Raw genomic sequence first — 18,836 nt, 5'->3', positions numbered from 1 at the left:
GCCGCGGGTTTCCCCACGGCCCCAACGCCTCGCGACGGGTGACGGTTCAGGCGCTCAGCTGATCGCGGATCGGCAATTGCCGGACCCGCCGGCCGGTGGCCGCGAAGATCGCGTTGGCGATGGCCGGCGCCACCGGCGGCACGCCGGGCTCGCCGACGCCGCCGAGCGGACCGTCCCAGCGGCCGGTCGGCACCAAGTGCACGCGGACCGCCTTCGGGGCGGCGTCGATCCGGAGGACCTCGTAGCCGTCGAAGTTGTTCTGGACCGCCCGGCCCTGCTTGAAGGTGATCTCGGAGGTGAGGGCGAGCCCCATCCCCATGACCACGGCGCCCTCCATCTGCGAGCGGATGCGCTCCGGGTTCACCTGCGGGCCGCAATCGACCGCGATGTCGATCGCCTTCACCTGGACCTGGCCCTTGTCGTCGACCTCCACCTCGGCCGCCACCGCCGTGTAGGTGACGAAGCTGTAGTGGCCGGCGATGCCGAGGCCGGTGCCCTTCGGCATCTGGCGACCCCAGCCCGCGCCCTTGGCGGCCGCCTCGATCACGCCGCGCAGGCGGCCGGTCTCGATCGGGTAGCGCTTCGGGTCCTCGCCGTAGTTCCAGACGTCGCCGATCTCGGTCGGGCTGATCTTGCGATCCGGTCCGATGAGCGCGAGCAGGTACTCCTTCGGCTCGCGGCCGGCGGCGTGCGCCAGCTCTGACACGAAGGACTGGATCGCGAAGGCGTGCGGGATGTTCGACACCGAGCGGAACCAGCCGATGCGGGCATGCGCGGCGGCCTCGGGGTTCTCCAGCCGCATGTTCGGGATGTCGAGCGGCGTGTTGACCAACCCCATCCCGAGCTCGAACGGCAGCTCGTGCTTCGGGTCGGGCGCGAAGATCGAGCCGATCGTCGGCGCCACCGAGCGGTGCAGCCACGCCACCGGCATGCCCTTGTCGTCGAGGCCGGCCTCCAGCCGCTCCACCGAGATCGTGTGGTAGAAGCCGTGGTGGAGGTCGTCCTCACGGGTCCAGGCGAGCTTCACCGGCGCGCCGTCGACGGCCTGCGAGCAGAGCGCCGCCTCGACCACGTAATCGGGCTTCGACTTGCGCCCGAACCCGCCGCCGAGCAGCGTGACGTTCACCTTGACCTTGTCGTCGGGCAGCTTGAGCGCCTTCATCAGGCGGTCGTTGGCGGCCTGCGGACCCTGGACGCAGGCCCAGGCCTCGCAGAACCCATCCTTCACCCGGGCTACCGCCGCCGGGGGCTCCATGGGGGCCTGGGCGAGGTGCGGCACGAAGTACTCGGCCTGGACCTTGGTCTTGGCCTTGGCCATGGCGCCGTCGACGTCGCCCTGCGTGCGCACGACCTTGCCGGGCTTGCGCGCGGCGGCCTCCAGCTCCTTGCGGAACGCGTCGGTATCGTAGCCGGCGTTCGGGCCGTCGTCCCAGGTGATCTTGAGCGCGTCCCGGGCCTTCAGGGCTGCCCAGGTGTTCTTGGCCACCACGGCGACGCCGCCGAGCGGCATGAACTCCGAGGGGATCGGGGTGGCGTCGATCTTGAAGATCTTCACGACGCCCGGGACCTTCTTGGCCTCGCTGTCGTCGAAGGACTTCACCGTGCCGCCGTAGACGGCCGGGCGAGCGACGACCGCGTACAGCATCCCGTCGAGCTTGGTGTCGAGGCCGTAGACCGCCTTGCCGGTGGTGATGTCGAAATTGTCGATCAGACCGATCTTGCCGGTGCCGATGTAGCGGAAGTCCTTGGGATCCTTCAGCTTGACGTCGGTGGGCACCGGCAGCTCGGCGGCGGCCTTGGCGACCGCGCCGTAGCCGAGGGTGCGGCCCGACTTGGCGTGGGTCAGCGTGTGGTTGACGGCCGTCACCTCGGAGGCCGGCACGCCCCACTGCTTGGCCGCCGCCTGGATCAGCATCAGCCGCGCGGCGGCGCCGGCGTGGCGGAAGTGCTGGAAGAAGTGGCGGGTCGAGCGCGAACCATCCGTGTCCTGGTTGCCGAAGCGGGTCTCGTCGCCCCAGGCCTGGACGACCTTCACCTTCGCCCAGTCGGCCTCCAGCTCGTCGGCGACCGTGAAGGCCACAGAGGTGCGGATGCCCTGGCCCATGTCGGAGCGGTGATTGGTCACCGTGACGGTGCCGTCCGGCGCGATGGCGACGAAGACCTTCGGGTCGTCGCGCCAGCCGTGCGGCATGCCGTCGGCGCCGAACTTCTGCTCCTTCTGCTCCTTGGTCTGGGTCTCGTCGGCCCGGGCCGGGCGCAGCGAGAGGGCCAGAACCAGGGCGCCGGCGCCGCCGAGGATGCCGCGGCGGCTGACGTTGTCGAGGGCCGGCGTGGTGCCGGCGGCGCGCTCAGCGGTGAGCTTGGCGTCGTGGATCACAGGCGCTCTCCCTTGCTGGCGGGCGCCGTCTGGCCGGCGGCCTGATGGATCGCGGCGCGGATGCGCGGGTAGGTGCCGCAGCGGCAGATGTTGCCGCTCATCGTGGTGTCGATGTCGTCGTCGGTGGGCTTCGGCGTGTCCTTGAGGAGGGCGGCCGCCTGCATGATCTGGCCGCACTGGCAGAAGCCGCACTGGGCGACGTTCTGGTCGCGCCACGCCACCTGCACGGGATGGTTGCCGTCCGGCGACAGACCCTCGATGGTCACGACCTCCTGGCCGGCGGCCGCCGAGACCGGCGTGATGCAGGCGCGGGTCGCCGCGCCGCCGAGATGGATGGTGCAGGCCCCGCAGAGCGACACGCCGCAGCCGAACTTGGTGCCGGTGAGCCCGAGCTCGTCCCGCAGGTACCACAGCAGCGGCATGTCGGGGTCGCCGTCGAAGCTGCGCGCAGCCCCGTTCACGGTGAGTTTGATCATCGTTGCGTCCTGTCTGGCGGCGCCGGAGCGGCGATCAGTCGGGTCCGAGCCGGGCCGGGGGCCTCGGCCGGCTTAGCCGGCTCACGTTCCCCGGTGCGGACAGGCCGCGGGGCGAACGCTCAAGCTCAGAATAATAAATATTCTAAGGCACGCGGCGGGGTGGGCGCAACGCGGGGACGCGGCCGGTCATCCCCGAGCCTCTGCGCCCGAGGCATGCCGCGTGCGGCGGCGCACATGGGTGACCATCGACACGGGGACGCGGGCGGGTCGATTCGGTCAGGCGGTCCGGTTCGCCGCGCGCCGTGGCCGCGGGCGGAGCGACGCACATCGCTCCGCTTGGCGCCCCAGCGCTGCACCTCGGGTTGGGACGCTTCGCTGCGCGCGATGACAGGCGCCCGCTGTCGAGCTCCGTCGGGCCGGCAGCTCAGCCCTCGAAAGTCGTGTCGGCGCCGACCAGAAGATCGCGGCCGTTCTTCGGGATAGGGAAGCCGTACCCGTCACCGGGCTTCTCCCATATCAGGACGCCGGCCTTATTGGCCGCGCTGACGTACAGATCGAGACCGATCTTCTGCATCGCCAGATGGAGCGCCTGCAGCGCGTCCGCGCCGGCTCCGAAACTTGTCTCGCGGCTGCTCGGGCCAACCGATCGTGTAGCGACAGATCCAGTTCCCGTCCGCGTATTCCGGCGCGCGGAGCCGGACCGGGACAGGGACATCGCCGTCCGGAGCCCGGATCATCAGGACGCGCGCGCCGATGACCATGGCGGCGCGGCCCTCAGACCGTCACCTGCGTCCCGACCTCCACCACGCGCCCGGTCGGGATCTGGAAGAAGTCCGTCGCGTCGTTGGCGTTCTTGGCGAGGGTGATGAAGATCCGGTCCTGCCAGAGCGGCATGCCCGAATGCGCCGCCGGCCGGATCGAGCGGCGCGACAGGAAGAACGACGTCGCCATGATGTCGAACTTGAAGCCCTGGCGGCGCAGCAGCACCAGCGTCTTCGGGATGTTCGGCGTCTCCATGTAGCCGAACTTCATCACGACCTTGTAGAAATGCGGGCCCACCGGCTCGATCCGCACCTTGTCGGCCTCGTTCGAGCGCGGCGTGTCCACCGTCTCGACGGTGAGGATCACGTTCTTCTCGTGTAGCACCTTGTTGTGCTTGAGGTTGTGCAGGAGCGCCGCCGGGGCGATCTCGGGATCGCTCGTCAGGAACACCGCGGTACCGCGCACGTGGTGGGGCGGGCTCTTCTCCAGCATGCCGACCAGCTCGACCAGCGGCACGTCGGTCTTGCGGGTCTTGTTGAACAGGATCGTCACCCCGCGCACCCAGGTCCACATCAGGATGATGAGGCCGCCCGCGAGCAGCAGGGGTACGTAGCCGCCCTCCACGACCTTGATCAGGTTGGAGAGCAGGAACAGGAACTCGAGGACGATGAAGGGCAGCATCACGGCCGCAGCCGCCACGGGCGACCACTTCCACATGCGCCACATCACTAGGAAGGTCAGCGAGGCGGTGAGCAGCATCGTGCCGGTCACCGCGATGCCGTAGGCCGAGGCGAGCGACGACGAGGTCTTGAACAGCACGGCGAGCAGCACCACGCCGAACATCAGGAGGGCGTTGATCTGCGGCAGGTAGATCTGGCCGGCATGCGACTCGGAGGTGTGGCGGATCTCCAGCCGCGGCAGCAGGCCGAGCTGGATCGCCTGCCGGGACAGCGAGAAGGCGCCGGTGATCACCGCCTGGCTCGCCACCACGGTGGCGATCGTGGCGAGCACCACCATCGGCAGCAGTCCCCAGGCGGGCACGAGCTGGAAGAACGGATCGGCCGTGTCTGGCTTCTCCAGCACCAGGGCCGCCTGCCCGAGATAGTTGAGGGCGAGCGCCGGGAAGACGAGGCAGATCCAGGCCACCTGGATCGGCTTGCGGCCGAAATGGCCGAGATCGGCGAACAGGGCCTCGGCCCCGGTCACCGCCAGGAACACCGCCCCCAGGGCGATCAGCGCGCCGCTGCCGTGGCCGAGCAGGTAGTGCACGGCGTGCCAGGGATTGAGAGCGCGGAACACCTCCGGGTGCAGGGTGATGTGCGGCAGCGCCGCGAGCGCCATGGCGAGGAACCACACGACGGTCACCGGCCCGAAGAAGGCCGCCACCTTCCCGGTCCCGCGGTTCTGCACGAGGAACAGCGCGACGATGATCACCACGGTGATCGGCAGGACGTACTCGTCGAGGGCGGGCGTGACGAGCTTCAGGCCCTCCACCGCCGAGAGGACCGAGATCGCCGGCGTGATCACCGCGTCGCCGTAGAACAGCGAGGCGCCGAGGAGCCCCAGCATGAACACGATGCGCGAGCCGCCGAGCGCCTTCCGGGCCAGCGCCATCAGCGAGAGGATGCCGCCCTCGCCGTTGTTGTCCATGCGCAGCAGGATCGCGACGTACTTGACCGTCACGATCATGAAGAGGGCCCAGAGGATCAGCGACACGGTGCCGATCACCTCCTCGGGCAGCAGGATGCCGTCGGTCCGGGCCGGGACCAGGGCCTCGCGGAACGCGTAGAGCGGGCTGGTGCCGATATCGCCGTAGACGACGCCGACGGAGCCGACCAGCAGCGTCCAGAACCCGGCATGGCCGTGCTGGGTCTCGGCCTTCTCGGGGGCGTCGAGGCTGCCGGCGGTGGCCGGCCCGTGCGTCGGCGCCGGGGCGCCGGTCTCGTCGGCGGCCTGGGCGGCCGCGCGCGCGGCGTCGGGGGCTGCGGGCGCGGGCTGGGGGGCTGCGCCGGGTGCGAAGGTTTGGCTCATGCGGATGTCGGAAGCTCGGGCGTGGCCGGCGCTTCGCGGTTCGGCTCAGGGGCCAGTCGGGGCCGGGCAGAAAACGCGAAGACTCCGCCGAACCGTGCGGGCCGGCCACCGGGCCGACCGCTCGCGGGATCGTGCGGCCTTGCTATCATGCCCTCGTGCGCCCGGAAACCGTGTGCACCCGCGAAGAACGCGGAGCTGGGTCTCGGCACGGCGGGCCACGCCGCCAACGTTAACCGGACACGCGGCGCCCCGGAGCGACGGCGGGAGGCGACGCGGTCTCCGTCTCGCGGGACCTGCGCGTCGGCCCGCCCGTCACTCGGCGGCGGTGCGGTTCCCGCCCTGGCCGAATCGGCGCTCGATGTAGTCGATCACGATCGTCTCGAAGTCCTTGGCCAGCGTCGGGCCGCGGAGCGTCATCGCCTTCTTGCCGTCGATGAAGACCGGCGCGGTCGGGGTCTCGCCGGTGCCGGGCAGCGAGATGCCGATATCGGCGTGCTTCGATTCGCCCGGGCCGTTCACGATGCAGCCCATCACGGCCACGTTCAGCCCCTCGACGCCCGGATAGGTCTTCTTCCACTCCGGCATGGAGGTGACGATCCAGTTCTGGATGTCGCGGGCGAGTTCCTGGAACGTGGTCGAGGTCGTGCGGCCGCAACCCGGGCAGGCCGCCACCATCGGCACGAAGGTGCGGAACCCCATGGTCTGCAGGAGTTCCTGGCTGGCCTTGACCTCGACGGTCCGGTCGCCGCCGGGCTCGGGGGTCAGCGAGTACCGGATCGTGTCGCCGATCCCCTCCTGGAGCAGCACGCCGATGGCGGCCGAGGCGGCCACGAGACCCTTCGAGCCCATGCCGGCCTCGGTGAGGCCGAGATGGATGGCGTAGTCCGAGCGGCGCGCCACCTCGCGGTAGACGGCGATCAGGTCCTGCACCGCCGAGACCTTGGCCGAGAGGATGATCTTGTTCTGCGGCAGGCCGAGCTCCACGGCGCGGTCGGCCGAGCTGATCGCCGAGCGGACCATCGCCTCGCGCATCACCGCCCGGGCGTCGATCGGCCGCGGCGCCTTGGCGTTCTCGTCCATCAGGTGAGTGAGCAGCTCGCCGTCCAGCGAGCCCCAGTTGGCGCCGATCCGCACGGTCTTGTTGTGCTTGATCGCCTGCTCGATGATCGCCGAGAACTGCGTGTCCTTCTTGTCCTTGAAGCCGACGTTGCCGGGGTTGATCCGGTACTTGGCCAGCGCCTCCGCGCAGGCCGGATGGTCGGCGAGCAGCTTGTGGCCGATGTAGTGAAAGTCGCCCACCAGCGGCACGTGGACGCCGATCCGGTCGAGGCGCTCGCGGATCTTCGGCACCGCGGCCGCCGCCTCGTCGCGGTCGACCGTGATGCGCACGAGCTCCGAGCCGACCCGGGCGAGCTGGGCGACCTGCGCCACGGTGGCGTCGATGTCGGCCGTGTCGGTGTTGGTCATCGACTGGACGACGATCGGGGCGCCGCCGCCGACGGTGACCGCGCCCTCGCCCTCACCGACCGTGACGCCGACGGTGCGGTGGCGCGGGGCGGGGCCGGCGATCTCCGGTCCGCCGCCGGCCAGCGGGTTGTCGGCGGGGTTCTCGGAACGGGTGGCTTCCATGACTTCCATCGTGGACTTTCGCGGGCGCGCCTCGCGGGTGCCGGAGCCGTGACGGCTGCCGGGCCGGTCCCGGGGACACGCCTCGCCGGAACTTCGGGGCTGCCGCGGGTTAGCTGCGGACGACCCGGCGCCGCGTCAACCCGGCGCCGCGCGGGGCAGCATCGCGCAGGACAGCATCGCGGCTGTCATGTCGTATCCGGGCGCGGATGTCGAGTTTCCTGCACGTCCCGGAGGCACCCGCCGCCGTCGCCGGCCGGTTTTCGTCGGACTCTGTTGCCGATTCGCTCAGGCCGGGACAGGTGCCGGCGCGGGGCGGGCACCCCGCCGCGATCCCGCCGCACGGTTGATGCTGCATCGCAGCATCCCATCTGTGTGGTGGATCAGGAGGCCGACATGAGCGAGCAATTCGGTGGCGCCGAGCCGCACAACCCCGCCACCGCCGTTCCCGAATCGCCCGTCACCGACGCGATCGAGGCGCAGCCGGCGCAGGCGCCGGGCCCCGCGCTCGCCGGGCCCAAGTTCGAGAAGCCGGTGGCGCTCGCTCTCCAGGGCGGCGGCGCGCACGGCGCCTTCACCTGGGGCGTGCTCGACGCGCTCATCGAGGACGGCCGCCTCGGCTTCGAGGCGGTGACGGGGGCGAGCGCCGGGGCGATGAACGCCGTCGTTCTGGTGGATGGCTGGCTGAAGGGCGGCCCGGACGGGGCCCGCGAGGGTCTGGAGCGGTTCTGGCGCGAGGTCAGCCTCGACGGCGACCTGGGGCCGGCCCAGCGCAACCTCGTGAGCGGCCTGTTCAGCCTGTGGAAAGGCAACCCGGTGGCCGAGTTCTGGGCCAAGATGCTGGCGCCGAGCCCCTACGTGTCGAACCCGCTCAACATCAATCCGCTGCGCAAGGCGCTCGCCGAGCAGGTCGATTTCGACCGCCTCCGCGAGGCCGACACGGCGGGCCTGTTCGTCTCGGCGACCAACGTCTGGACCGGCAAGCTCGCGGTGTTCGAGCGCGAGCGCCTGACCGTCGACCACCTGATGGCCTCGGCCTGCCTACCCACGGTCTTCCAGGCGGTGGAGATCGACGGCGTGCCCTACTGGGACGGCGGCTACCTCGGCAACCCGCCGCTCTACCCCCTGCACCGCGGCGCCCAGACCCGCGACATCCTGCTCGTGCAGATCAACCCCGTGGAGCGGCGCGAGACCCCGCGCACGGAGGCCGAGATCCGCGACCGGCTCAACGAGATCACGTTCAACGCGAATCTGATGCGCGAATTGCGGGCGATCGACTTCCTGGACGGGCTGATCGAGGAGGGCACCCTCGGCCAGGGCCAGTACCGCCGGGTCCTCGTGCACCGGATCGACGGCACCGACGCCCTCGAAGACTATAACGCCGCCTCCAAGCTCGACGCGCGCTGGACCGTGTTCAAGCGCCTGCGCGACAAGGGCCGCGCCGCCGCGCAGGCCTGGCTCGCCGAGAACTACGAGCGGATCGGCCGGGATTGCACGGTCGACCTTCAGCAGACGTATCAGTGATGGGCCCTTCGGGCCGTGTACGAATAATTGATATCAAGACAATTTTCTGTCTAGATCTGTCAAAGATTGTCGGATCTGGCAGATTATCGGCCTGATGTTCGGTGGAAGGAAGGGAGTTTGCGTATATGTATTTTGGTCTGACTTCGAGTTAATAAAAATTTTTCTTCATAAGCGACGATGAAGCGTCTACGGGCAGAGCGCGGTTGATGAGGCGGCGACTCACTCACCGCGGGGAGAGCCCGAGACATGTCATTTCGTATGTCTGACTACAGGATCAGCATCAAGATCGCTCTTGTCATGGGCGCGATGCTCATCGTTACATTGGTCGTGGCCGGCATAACCTTGCGGAACATCGGTGACATCCGGGAAGCTCAGGACCGGATCGAGCATACGCAGGCGGTGCTGGAACAGGTCGAGCGGATGAGCCTCGCGATGGTGAATCGGGAGACCGGCCTGCGCGGCTACCTGATCGCCGCGGAGCCGCGCTTCCTCGAGCCCGAGACGGCCGGACGTGAGGCCTTCGCGGCGGCCTGGTCGGAGATGCGGCGGCTCGTGGCGGACAACCCCGCGCAGCAGGCACGCTTGACGGACCTGAAGTCGCTGGCTGATCGCTGGGGCAGCGCGTTCGCGGATCGCGAGATCGCCCTGATGCGCGATGCCGCGACGCGGGAAGAGGCGCGCCGGATCATGATCTCGGGCGTCGGCAAGGCGATCATGGACGAGATCCGCGCCAAGACGGCCGAGATCGCCGACACGGAGCGCGCGCTGATGAACGGCCGGGCTCAGGCCGCGGCGACGGCCATCGCGGCGACGCGTTCAGCGAGCCTGATCGGCCTCGGCCTGATGGCCGGCATCGGGCTGATCGGTCTGGCGCTCCTGCAGATCGGCATCGCCAAGCCGGTCCGCGCCATCACGGCCGCGATGACCCGGATGGCGGCGAACGATCTCCGGACCGAAGTGCCCGGAGTCGGCCGCGGTGACGAGATCGGCGCCATGGCCGATGCGGTCCGAGTCTTCCGCGACGGCCTCGTCCGAGCCGCGACCCTCGAAGCCGAGGCTGCGCAGGCCCGTGCCGCCCTCGATGCGCAACGCAAGGCCGCGATGGTCGAGATGGCCGACGGCTTCCAGGCGGCGGTCGGCGGTGTGGTGCGGGCCGTCTCGTCGGCGGCGAGCGAACTCGAATCCACGGCCGCGCGCATGAGCTTCGCTGCGGCCGAGACGGCCGACCAGTCGACGACGGTCGCGGCGGCGGCCGAGCAGGCGGCCACGAATGTCAGCACGGTGGCTGCCGCCGCCGAGGAACTCGGCACGACCATTCACGAGATCGGCCGTCAGGTGCAGACGGCGGCCGACTTCGCCGACACGGCCGTCGCGGAGGCCGGACGATCCGCGGACCTGATGCGCAGCCTGCGGGAGAGCGCGACGCGGATCGGCGACGTGGTCGGCCTCATCTCGGGCATCGCCGGCCAGACCAACCTGCTGGCCCTCAACGCCACGATCGAGGCGGCCCGCGCCGGCGCGGCGGGTCGCGGCTTCGCGGTGGTCGCGAGCGAGGTCAAGGAACTGGCCGAGCAGACCGCCAAGGCGACCGAGGAGGTCGCCCGACAGGTCGGCGAGATCCAGTCCTGGACCGGGGACGCCTCCGACGCGATCACGCGGGTCGTCAGCCGCATCAACGAGATCAGTGCAGTGTCGAGCGGGATTGCCGCGGCGGTCGAGGAGCAGGGTTCGGCGACCCAGGAGATCGTCCGGAACGTCGGGCAGGCGGCACTCGGGACCGGAGCCGTCACCAACAACATCACGGCCGTGGCCCGCTCGGCGGAGGGGGCTGGGAGCGCCGCCGCACAGGTGCTCGAGGCGGCGTCCGGGCTGCTGGGGCAGGCTCAACAGCTCGACGTGGAAGTGGGCCGCTTCCTCGACACGGTCCGGACCGGTTGAGGCCGCCCGCCGGCCTTCCGATCCGCGGCGGTCGAGCCTGCGTCGAAACGACCGTCGCGGCGCATGAAACCGTGGCGGGTCGGGCGCGTTGCCGCGCGGAAAATCGCGCGCTCAGTGGCGCGACGAGGTCGCGAAGAGGTCACCGCCATGACGCTGCTGCGCCGCGAGGCCCTGATCCTGATCGGTGCCGGTCTCGCCGGCGGCGCCCGCGCCGCGGAGCAGCCCGCCGGCACCGCGCGGGCCACGGATTTCGCCTTCGAGACCCCGGAGGCCGCGCCGATGCCGCTCTCCGCCTACGCGGGGAAGCCGATTCTCGTGGTCAACACCGCGACAGCTTGCGGCTATGCCGGGCAGCTCACCGGGCTGCAGACGATCTGGACGCGGTTCGGCGATCGCGGGCTCATCGTGCTGGGCGTCCCGTCGCCGGATTTCGGCAACCAGGAACCCCTGGACGGCCAGGCCATCGCGGAGGCGGCGCGGAGGAATCACGGCGTCACCTTCCCGCTCACGGCCAAGACCCGGGTGAAGATGCCGGGCGCCCACCCGTTCTACCGCTGGGCGGCGGCCGAGCGCCCCGCCGAGACGCCGCGCTGGAACTTCCACAAGTACCTGATCGCCCGCGACGGCAGCCTCGCGGCGGCCTTCGCCACGCAGGTCGAGCCGACCGATCCGCGGGTGATCTCGGGGATCGCCGCCACCCTCGACCAGGCCTGACCGCGACGCCGGGCCGGCAGGCGGGATTAAACGTGCGGCCCCCGCGTTCACACATCATGGCATCGGACAAGAACAAGCGCGCGGACCTCCTCGACCTGCTGGTGCCCCTGCGGCGCTACGCGCGGTCGCTCACCCGCGACACGCTGCGGGCCGACGACCTCGTGCACGACACGCTGGTGCGGGCCCTGGAGATGCAGGGCTCGCTGCGGCCGAACACCAATCTGCGCACCTGGATGATGACGGTGCTGCACAACGCCTTCATCGACGAGCAGCGCCGCCGGCAGGTCGAGGCGCGGCACGCCGACACACTGGTCCGGATGACCGAGGACATGGCGCCGCCGGCCCAGGAGGGTCAGGTGCGCCTCGCCCAGATCCGGCAGGCCTTCCTCAAGCTGCCGGAGGAGCAGCGCGCGGCGCTCCACCTCGTCACCCTGGAAGGCATGGCCTACGCCGACGCGGCGGCCGTCCTCGGCATCCCGATCGGCACGCTGATGTCCCGTCTCGGCCGCGGCCGGGCGGCTCTGCGGGCCTTCGAGGAGGGGACGCGGACCGACCGCAGCTCCGACGAGGCGGAGCCCGCCAAGACACCCGAGACGCGGCGCGGACCGCCCTCCACCCTCCGGCTCGTCGTGTCCGACGAGCCGCGGGAAAGGTCCGCCTGGCCTCTGCGACGCGCCGTCGGAGAGAGCTGAGCGCGGAGCTGATGAAGGACCGGCACCCGCGGGCGCCGGTGCCGACTGACGATTGCGACCGGCGGATCGCCTCCGGGCACGCTGGATTCGAGGACTTCACGATGATCGATCCGATCACAGACGACGATCTCATCGCCTTCGTCGACGGCCAGATCGACCCGATGCGCCGTCTCGACGTCGAGGCGCACCTCGCGGCCAATCCCGAGGCCGCGGCCCGGGTGATGGCCGAGATGCACGATCGCGACGCCCTCAGGGCCTGCTTCGAGCGCGTTCCGGGGCCCGGGCCGGACCGGAACATGGTCCTGGCGCGCCGCTTCGACCGGAACCTGCGCTGGCGCCGCGTCGCCTCGCGCCTGAAGCGGGCCGCCGCGATCGCGGTGCTCGTGGGCGCGGGCTGGCTGGCCCACGACGAGATCGGCCGCTTCGGCGTTCCCGACACCCTGGCGGCGACCCCGGATCCGGCCCTGATCGCCGACGCGCGGCAGGCCCGGGTCGTGGCGCAGCTGCGCAAGAGCATCGGTGGCCAGGCCGACGATCCGGTCTACGACCGGGCGCGGCTCCGCTCGGCGACCGGCATCGACCTGCCGGCCCTGCCGGACGGCTGGCGGGTGCGCGACATCCAGGTCTTCCCCGCCCGGCACGGCACCGGGATCGAGGTCGCCTTGGAGACCGAGCGCTTCGGCGAGGCGTCGCTGTTCGCCACCCGCGGCATCCGCGGCGGACCGACGACGCTCATCACCGGCTCGGACGACGGCGACGTCGTCTCGTGGAACGCGGGCGACACCGCCTACGCCCTGAGCGGCCCGCGCAGCGACGCGGACCTGCGTCAGGCGGCGAGCCTCCTCGGCGCCGGTCCGGCGACCCGCTGAGCGCCGCGCCGGACTCCCGCCCGGGGCCTCGACAGGGCGCCCCGGCGGGTGCCAAAGATCGGCCATGCAGGCCGCGGATCCAGCACGGGACCCAGCACGGGACGATGACGGGCTCGCAGCCCTGTTCGAGGCGGCGCGCGCGGTGCGCGCGCACGCGCACGCGCCCTATTCCCGCTTCCCCGTCGGGGCCGCGCTGCGCGACGAGCGCGGCGCGATCCACGCCGGGTGCAACGTCGAGAACGCCGCATACCCGGTCGGGACCTGCGCGGAGGCCGGGGCGATCGCCGCCATGGTGGCGGCCGGCGGCCGGCGCATCGCGGCGATCCTGGTCTGCGGCGACGGCAACGGCCTGGTGACGCCCTGCGGCGCCTGCCGCCAGCGCATCCGCGAGTTCGCCCGGCCGGACACCCCGATCCACGCCGCCGGTCCGGGCGGGGTCGCCCGCACCTTCACGCTGGCGGAGCTGCTGCCGGAATCCTTCGGCCCGGAGACGCTCGGTGAGTGAGGCGGCCGCCCGCGACGCCCTGCGCGCCGCCGGCTTCGCGGGTCCCTACGCCTGCGCGGTGGTGACCGGCACCGGCCTCGGCGGGATCGCGGCGGCCCTCACGGACGCGCGCGCCGTCGACTACGCGGCGATCCCCGGATTTCCGGGGCCCGGTGTCAGCGGCCACGGTGGCCGGCTGCATCGCGGCCGCCTCGCCGGGCGGCCGGTCCTGATCTTCGAGGGGCGGGCCCACGCCTACGAGCGCGGTGACCCGGCGGCGATGCGGGTGCCGCTCGCTTGCGCCCGGCACCTCGGCGCCCGCCGCCTGCTCCTCACCAACGCCTCCGGATCGCTGCGGCCCGCGACCGGGCCCGGCTGCCTCGTGCTGCTCGCCGACCACATCAACCTCTCCGGCCTGAGCCCGCTGATCGGCGAGGCCAGCGACGCCCGGTTCGTGCCGATGACCGAGGCCTACGACCCGGACCTGCGGGCGCGGCTCCGCGCGGCGGCCGGGGCCTGCGGCGTGCCCCTGGGGGAGGGAGTCTACGCGTGGTTCTCGGGCCCGAGCTTCGAGACGCCCGCGGAGGTGCGGATGGCCGGCATCCTGGGCGCCGACCTCGTGGGCATGTCCACCGTGCCGGAGGTGATCCTCGCCCGGTTCCTCGACCTGCCGGTGGCGGCGGTCTCGGTGGTGACGAACCTCGCGGCCGGCATTGCCGGCGGCGCGCCGCACCACGCGGAGACGAAGGAAGTCGCGGCCCGGGCCGCGGAGGATCTCGGCCGCTTGGTCCGGGCGTTCGTGGCCGGCCTGCCCGACGGAGAGACAGCCGATGACTGACCCCGAAGCCGGCGCGGTCGCACGCCGGGCCCTGCCGCTCCTCGACCTCACCGATCTCGGCGAGACCTGCACCGAGACCCGGATCGACGTCCTCTGCCGGGACGCGAAGCGCGGCGGCGTCGCGGCGATCTGCGTCTGGCCGCGCTTCGTCGCGCAGGGCGCGCGGGCGCTCGCGGGCACCGCGATCCGGATCGCCACGGTGATCAACTTCCCCGCGGGCGGCGAGGACTGCGCCCGCGCCACCGACGACACCGCCGAGGCGCTGCGCGACGGCGCCGACGAGATCGACCTCGTCCTGCCCTACGGCGCGCTGCTGCGGGGCGAGGCGGCGGTGGCCCGCGACATGGTCGAGGCCGTGCGCGACACCTGCGGATCCGCGACCCTGAAGGTGATCCTGGAGACGGGTGCGCTCGCCGAGCCGGAGCGGATCCGGGAGGCCAGCCGGATCGCCCTGGAGGCGGGCGCCGACTTCCTGAAGACCTCCACGGGCAAGAGCCCGGTCTCGGCGACCCCGGAAGCCGCCGAGGCGATGCTGGCCGAGATCCGCGCCGGCGGCCGCCCCGCGGGCCTGAAGGTCTCCGGCGGCCTGCGCAGCGTCGCCGACGCCGCCACCTACCTCGACCTCGCCGACCGGCTGATGGGTCCCGGCTGGGTGAGCCCGAGAACCTTCCGGCTCGGGGCGAGCAGCCTGTTCGAGACCCTGATGCGGGCGCGGACGCTGTGAGCGTGCGGCTGCCTCAGGAGACGATCCGGGCCAAGCGCGACGGCCAGCCCCTCGATCCGGACGAGATCGGGGCCTTCATCCGCGGCCTCACCGACGGCACGGTCGGGGAGGGGCAGGCGGCGGCCTTCGCCATGGCGGTGTTCTTCCGCGGCCTGTCGCTGCCGGAGCGGGTGGCGCTCACCCGCGCAATGGCGGAATCGGGCCGGATCCTCGCCTGGGACCTGCCCGGGCCCGTCCTCGACAAGCACTCCACCGGCGGCATCGGCGACGCGGTGAGCCTGCCGCTCGCCCCGATGGTCGCGGCCTGCGGCGGCTACGTTCCGATGATCTCGGGGCGCGGCCTCGGCCATACCGGCGGGACGCTGGACAAGCTCGGCAGCATCCCGGGCTACGACGCCACGCCCGGGCTCGACGCGTTCCGCCGGGTCGTCGCGGAGGTCGGCTGCGCCATCATCGGCCAGACCGCCGAACTCGCGCCCGCGGACCGGCGCCTCTACGCGATCCGCGACGTCACCGGCACGGTCGAGTCCCGCGACCTGATCACCGCCTCGATCCTGTCGAAGAAGCTCGCCGCCGGGCTCGACGGGCTCGTGATGGACGTGAAGCAGGGCTCCGGCGCCTTCATGGCGGGCGTGCCTGAGGCGCGGGCGCTGGCCCAGAGCATCGTCACGGTTGCGGAGGGGGCCGGCCTGCACACCGCCGCGCTGATCACCGACATGGACGCGCCGCTCGCCAGCGCGGCCGGCAACGCCGTCGAGGTCGCCTACGCGCTCGACTACCTGACGGGCGCGCGCCGCGAGCCGCGCTTCCACGCGGTCACGGTGGCGCTGGGCGCCGAGATGCTGGTCGTCGGCGGCCTGGCGCCGGACCGCGATAGCGCCGCGGAGCGGCTGGAGCAGGCCCTCGCCTCGGGCCGGGCGGCCGAGGGCTTCGGCCGCATGATCGCGGCGCTCGGCGGACCGGGCGATCTCCTGGAGCGGCCGGAGGCGCATCTGCCCGCCGCGCCGGTGCGCCGGGCGGTCCGTCAGGACGGGACCGTCGCGGGGATCGCGACGCGGGCGCTGGGCCTGGCGGTGATCGGGCTCGGCGGCGGCCGCACCCGGCCGGAGGATCCGGTCGACCCGCGGGTCGGCTTCACGGATCTCGCCGGTCCCGGATCGTCCGGCGGGCTGCTCGGGATCGTCCACGCGGCCGACGAGGCCGCCGCGGACCGGGCGGAGGCCGCGCTGCGGGCGGCCTACCGAATGGGCAACGCGCCGCCGGAGCGCCCGCCCGTCCTCGAGCGGGTGGGCGCCGGCTAGCGGGCGCGCCCGGCCATCACGGAGCCGTGGCCGGGCGCGGCGGGCTCGGAGCCCTTACCAGCGGCCGTAGCCGTGGCGATGGCCCCAGCCGCCGTGGTGATGGTGACGCGGGCCGAAGCCGCGGTGCCCCCAGCCGTGATGGTGGCCCCGGCCCCAGCCGTGGTGGTGATGGCGCGGGCCGTAGCCGCGGTGACCCCAGCCGCCGTGGCGGTGCCCGTAGCCGTAGCCGTACTGGACGGTCTGGACGTCGCCGGCTTCCGCCTGCAGGCCGGCATCGCGGCCGAGGGGCGCGGCCATGGCCGGCGCCGCGAAGGCGAGTCCGCCGAAGGCCAGGGCGGCGGCCAAACGGGTCCGTGCGGTCTTGGTGAACATCGGCGTTCTCCTGATCCACGCCGGTCGCCCTGTGGCGTCCGGCCGTGTCCCAGGTGTGCGCCTTTCCAGTTGACGCAAACGTGACCTGTTCGCTCAGGCGGTGTTCAGGTCAGGGTCGGCGGTAGACCCAGACCCGCGCCGGCGGCAGGTTCAGCCAGACCCGGTTGGAGCGGTCGGCGGTGTAGCTGCCGGCCTCGCAGCGGGCCGGGATCGGCGGAACGACCGCGTAGGTGAACTGCACGAAGGGCGCGCCCGGCCGCATCAGGTCGTGGGCGGTGTTGAGCAGGTCGAGCCGCTGCTCCAGCGGCTTGGTGAACAGCGGCAGGCTCGAGATCGTCGCGGCGGCGGGCTCCGTCAGCACGTCCTGGAGGCTCGCGCGCATGTTGTAGGCGTCGCCCTGGATGACCCGCACGCCCGGGAAGCGATGGGTCAGGAGGCGGCAGAAATCGGGGTTGAACTCCACGAGGATCAGCCGCTCCGGCGCGACGCCGCGCCGGATCAGCGCCTCGGTCACAGGACCGGTGCCGGGGCCCAGCTCGACCACGGGCCCTTCGAGGCGCGGGTCGACGTAGGCCGCCATGGTCCGGGCGAGCATCTTGCCCGAGGGCGTCACGGCCCCCGTGACCAGGGGGCGCTCAAGCCAGGACCGCAGGAATCGGGCCTCGTCCTCGAGGGGGTCGCGCCGCGGCCCGAAAATCGCGCTCCTGCCCGCAGGAGCCTTCGCGTTGGGACGGCGGAGCGGCGGCAAGTCCTGGATTCCTTGATGCCGGATGAGAATGAATGGCTAGGGACGGCGCTGTCTTACAGTCAAGCCGGCGCCGCGCCTAGGGGATGCAAGCCACGCCGGCCGCTTGCATAACGGGTCTTCCCGGGATTCGGATCCGGCCTCACGGCCGGACCGCGCCCCCGAAGAAGTCCCGCACCTTCGAGAAGAAGCCCGCGGACTCCGGATGGTTCTCCGGGGAGGCCGACTGGTCGAACTCCTGGAGCAGCTCGCGCTGGCGCTTGGTCAGGTTCTGCGGGGTCTCGACGAAGACCTGGATGTAGAGGTCGCCGACCTCCCGCGAGCGCAGCACCGGCATGCCCTTGCCCTTGATGCGGAACTGCTTGGCGGTCTGCGTCCCCGCCGGGATGCGCACCTGCGTCTGCGAGCCGTCGATCACCGGCACGGTGATCTCGCCCGAGAGCGCGGCCGTGACCATCGAGATCGGCACCCGGCAGAACAGGTCAGCGCCGTCGCGCTGGAAGAACTCGTGCTGCTTGATCGACAGGAAGACGTAGAGGTCGCCCGCCGGCCCGCCGCGCAGCCCGCTCTCGCCCTCGCCGGCGAGCCGGATCCGAAGCCCGTCATCGACGCCCGCCGGCACGTTGATCGAGAGGGTGCGCTCGCGGTTGACGCGCCCGGCGCCCTGGCAGGCGGTGCAGGGGTCGTCGACGATCTCGCCGCGGCCGTGGCAGTTGGGGCAGGTCCGCTCGATGGCGAAGAAGCCCTGCGCCGCCCGGACCCGTCCGTAGCCCGCGCAGGTCGGGCAAGTCCGCGGCTTCGAGCCGGGCTTCGCGCCGGACCCGTCGCAGACCTCGCAGGTGATCGAGGTCGGGATCTTGATGGTCTCGGCCTTGCCGGTGAAGGCCTCCTCCAGAGTGATCTCGAGGTTGTAGCGCAGGTCGGCCCCGCGCTCGCGGCCCGGCGTGCCGCCGCGTCCGCGGCCACCGCCGGCGGCCCCGCGGCCGTCGCCGAAGAAATTGTCGAAGATGTCCGACATGAAGTCGCCGAACTCGTTGCCGAATCCGGGACCGCCGGCCCCGCCCTGGCTGAAGGCCGCGTGGCCGAACCGGTCGTAGGCGGCGCGCTTCTGGCCGTCGGAGAGGCACTGATAGGCCTCGTTGATTTCCTTGAACTTGATCTCGGCGTCCTTGTCGCCGGGATTCCGGTCGGGATGATAGGTCATCGCGAGCTTGCGGAAGGCGACCTTCATCTCGCCTTCCGTGGCGGTCTTGGTGACCCCCAGGATCTCGTAGTAGTCCCGCTTCGACATCCCGCCCTCAGGTGCCTTCCCGTCCCGTCCCGTACCCCGGGCCGCGACGCTTCTCTACCACCGCGCCGCCGT

At 71.7% G+C, this 18,836-nt stretch carries 17 protein-coding genes and 1 pseudogene; 9 read left to right on the top strand and 9 right to left on the bottom strand.

The genetic code is table 11. From position 1 onward, the window contains the following. Positions 1-46: 46 nt before the first annotated feature. The 6 genes and pseudogenes from LXM90_RS27765 to ispG form a co-directional block, all read right to left on the bottom strand. Positions 47-2,377 (bottom strand): xanthine dehydrogenase family protein molybdopterin-binding subunit, encoded by a 2,331-nt coding sequence (locus LXM90_RS27765; protein WP_020093845.1) that lies wholly within the window; start codon positions 2,375-2,377, stop codon positions 47-49. Further along, positions 2,374-2,853 (bottom strand): (2Fe-2S)-binding protein, encoded by a 480-nt coding sequence (locus LXM90_RS27760; RefSeq protein WP_020093844.1) that lies wholly within the window; start codon positions 2,851-2,853, stop codon positions 2,374-2,376. The genes LXM90_RS27765 and LXM90_RS27760 overlap by 4 nt, the downstream gene beginning before the upstream one ends. A gap of 424 nt (positions 2,854-3,277) precedes the next feature. Continuing rightward, positions 3,278-3,481, bottom strand: a pseudogene (locus LXM90_RS27755) (DUF6968 family protein); the annotation flags it as partial. Further along, positions 3,384-3,590: a DUF6968 family protein gene (locus LXM90_RS32110; protein WP_419149872.1), complete on the bottom strand. Its 207-nt coding sequence runs from the start codon at positions 3,588-3,590 to the stop codon at positions 3,384-3,386. The pseudogene LXM90_RS27755 and the gene LXM90_RS32110, both read right to left, overlap by 98 nt. Before the next feature lie 37 nt (positions 3,591-3,627). Next, positions 3,628-5,646, bottom strand: a complete 2,019-nt coding sequence (locus tag LXM90_RS27750) for a potassium transporter Kup (protein ID WP_205833338.1) — start codon at positions 5,644-5,646, stop codon at positions 3,628-3,630. Positions 5,647-5,958: 312 nt separating this feature from the next. Beyond that, positions 5,959-7,284, bottom strand: a complete 1,326-nt coding sequence (ispG, locus tag LXM90_RS27745) for a flavodoxin-dependent (E)-4-hydroxy-3-methylbut-2-enyl-diphosphate synthase (RefSeq protein WP_026605032.1) — start codon at positions 7,282-7,284, stop codon at positions 5,959-5,961. Positions 7,285-7,668: 384 nt separating this feature from the next. On the opposite strand from ispG, the gene LXM90_RS27740 reads away from it, so the two are divergent. From LXM90_RS27740 to deoA, 9 genes are all read left to right on the top strand, one after another. Then, entirely contained in the window at positions 7,669-8,796 is a 1,128-nt protein-coding gene (locus tag LXM90_RS27740; RefSeq protein ID WP_026605031.1) for a patatin-like phospholipase family protein, read from the top strand. Positions 8,797-9,054: 258 nt separating this feature from the next. Then, a complete protein-coding gene (locus LXM90_RS27735; RefSeq protein WP_234081330.1) occupies positions 9,055-10,734 on the top strand; it encodes a methyl-accepting chemotaxis protein in 1,680 nt (559 codons plus the stop codon). Positions 10,735-10,881: 147 nt separating this feature from the next. Further along, entirely contained in the window at positions 10,882-11,448 is a 567-nt protein-coding gene (locus LXM90_RS27730; RefSeq protein WP_020093838.1) for a glutathione peroxidase, read from the top strand. A gap of 56 nt (positions 11,449-11,504) precedes the next feature. Next, the gene (locus LXM90_RS27725) at positions 11,505-12,140 is read left to right on the top strand and encodes a sigma-70 family RNA polymerase sigma factor (RefSeq protein WP_020093837.1); all 636 of its coding nucleotides are present in this window, start codon (positions 11,505-11,507) and stop codon (positions 12,138-12,140) included. A 101-nt stretch (positions 12,141-12,241) separates the two neighbouring features. After that, positions 12,242-13,009: an anti-sigma factor gene (locus LXM90_RS27720; protein WP_026605029.1), complete on the top strand. Its 768-nt coding sequence runs from the start codon at positions 12,242-12,244 to the stop codon at positions 13,007-13,009. Between the two features lie 64 nt (positions 13,010-13,073). Beyond that, positions 13,074-13,514 carry a cytidine deaminase gene (locus tag LXM90_RS27715; protein ID WP_020093835.1) on the top strand — a complete coding sequence of 147 codons (441 nt, stop codon included), beginning with the start codon at positions 13,074-13,076 and terminating at the stop codon, positions 13,512-13,514. Then, positions 13,507-14,331, top strand: a complete 825-nt coding sequence (locus LXM90_RS27710; protein ID WP_020093834.1) for a purine-nucleoside phosphorylase — start codon at positions 13,507-13,509, stop codon at positions 14,329-14,331. Before LXM90_RS27715 ends, LXM90_RS27710 begins: the two co-directional genes overlap by 8 nt. Next, on the top strand, positions 14,324-15,055 hold the full coding sequence (gene deoC, locus LXM90_RS27705) for a deoxyribose-phosphate aldolase (protein WP_020093833.1): 732 nt from the start codon (positions 14,324-14,326) through the stop codon (positions 15,053-15,055). Before LXM90_RS27710 ends, deoC begins: the two co-directional genes overlap by 8 nt. A gap of 2 nt (positions 15,056-15,057) precedes the next feature. Next, positions 15,058-16,356: a thymidine phosphorylase gene (deoA, locus tag LXM90_RS27700; RefSeq protein ID WP_026605027.1), complete on the top strand. Its 1,299-nt coding sequence runs from the start codon at positions 15,058-15,060 to the stop codon at positions 16,354-16,356. Positions 16,357-16,410: 54 nt separating this feature from the next. On the opposite strand, the gene LXM90_RS27695 is transcribed toward deoA, so the two are convergent. The 3 genes from LXM90_RS27695 to dnaJ all read right to left on the bottom strand — a co-directional run bounded on the left by LXM90_RS27695 (position 16,411) and on the right by dnaJ (position 18,764). Next, entirely contained in the window at positions 16,411-16,728 is a 318-nt protein-coding gene (locus LXM90_RS27695; RefSeq protein ID WP_020093831.1) for a hypothetical protein, read from the bottom strand. A gap of 109 nt (positions 16,729-16,837) precedes the next feature. Then, the gene (locus LXM90_RS27690; protein WP_020093830.1) at positions 16,838-17,476 is read right to left on the bottom strand and encodes a class I SAM-dependent methyltransferase; all 639 of its coding nucleotides are present in this window, start codon (positions 17,474-17,476) and stop codon (positions 16,838-16,840) included. 139 nt (positions 17,477-17,615) lie between these two features. Next, positions 17,616-18,764, bottom strand: coding sequence for a molecular chaperone DnaJ (gene dnaJ / locus LXM90_RS27685; RefSeq protein WP_020093829.1), 1,149 nt, complete (start codon positions 18,762-18,764; stop codon positions 17,616-17,618). Between the last annotated feature and the right edge of the window lie 72 nt (positions 18,765-18,836).

Source organism: Methylobacterium oryzae (genome assembly GCF_021398735.1).
Lineage (GTDB): Bacteria > Pseudomonadota > Alphaproteobacteria > Rhizobiales > Beijerinckiaceae > Methylobacterium.
The sequence above is the reverse complement of the archived record's forward strand: the minus strand, read 5'-3'. Positions and strand labels throughout refer to the sequence as shown.

What these genes read in the sequence shown, in the direction of transcription:
- LXM90_RS27760 (WP_020093844.1), bottom strand. Translation starts at nt 2,853, where the DNA reads ATGATCAAACTCACCGTGAACGGGGCTGCGCGCAGCTTCGACGGCGAC.
- LXM90_RS32110 (WP_419149872.1), bottom strand. Translation starts at nt 3,590, where the DNA reads ATGATCCGGGCTCCGGACGGCGATGTCCCTGTCCCGGTCCGGCTCCGC.
- LXM90_RS27750 (WP_205833338.1), bottom strand. Translation starts at nt 5,646, where the DNA reads ATGAGCCAAACCTTCGCACCCGGCGCAGCCCCCCAGCCCGCGCCCGCA.
- ispG (WP_026605032.1), bottom strand. Translation starts at nt 7,284, where the DNA reads ATGGAAGTCATGGAAGCCACCCGTTCCGAGAACCCCGCCGACAACCCG.
- LXM90_RS27740 (WP_026605031.1), top strand. Translation starts at nt 7,669, where the DNA reads ATGAGCGAGCAATTCGGTGGCGCCGAGCCGCACAACCCCGCCACCGCC.
- LXM90_RS27735 (WP_234081330.1), top strand. Translation starts at nt 9,055, where the DNA reads ATGTCTGACTACAGGATCAGCATCAAGATCGCTCTTGTCATGGGCGCG.
- LXM90_RS27730 (WP_020093838.1), top strand. Translation starts at nt 10,882, where the DNA reads ATGACGCTGCTGCGCCGCGAGGCCCTGATCCTGATCGGTGCCGGTCTC.
- LXM90_RS27725 (WP_020093837.1), top strand. Translation starts at nt 11,505, where the DNA reads ATGGCATCGGACAAGAACAAGCGCGCGGACCTCCTCGACCTGCTGGTG.
- LXM90_RS27720 (WP_026605029.1), top strand. Translation starts at nt 12,242, where the DNA reads ATGATCGATCCGATCACAGACGACGATCTCATCGCCTTCGTCGACGGC.
- LXM90_RS27715 (WP_020093835.1), top strand. Translation starts at nt 13,074, where the DNA reads ATGCAGGCCGCGGATCCAGCACGGGACCCAGCACGGGACGATGACGGG.
- deoC (WP_020093833.1), top strand. Translation starts at nt 14,324, where the DNA reads ATGACTGACCCCGAAGCCGGCGCGGTCGCACGCCGGGCCCTGCCGCTC.
- LXM90_RS27695 (WP_020093831.1), bottom strand. Translation starts at nt 16,728, where the DNA reads ATGTTCACCAAGACCGCACGGACCCGTTTGGCCGCCGCCCTGGCCTTC.
- dnaJ (WP_020093829.1), bottom strand. Translation starts at nt 18,764, where the DNA reads ATGTCGAAGCGGGACTACTACGAGATCCTGGGGGTCACCAAGACCGCC.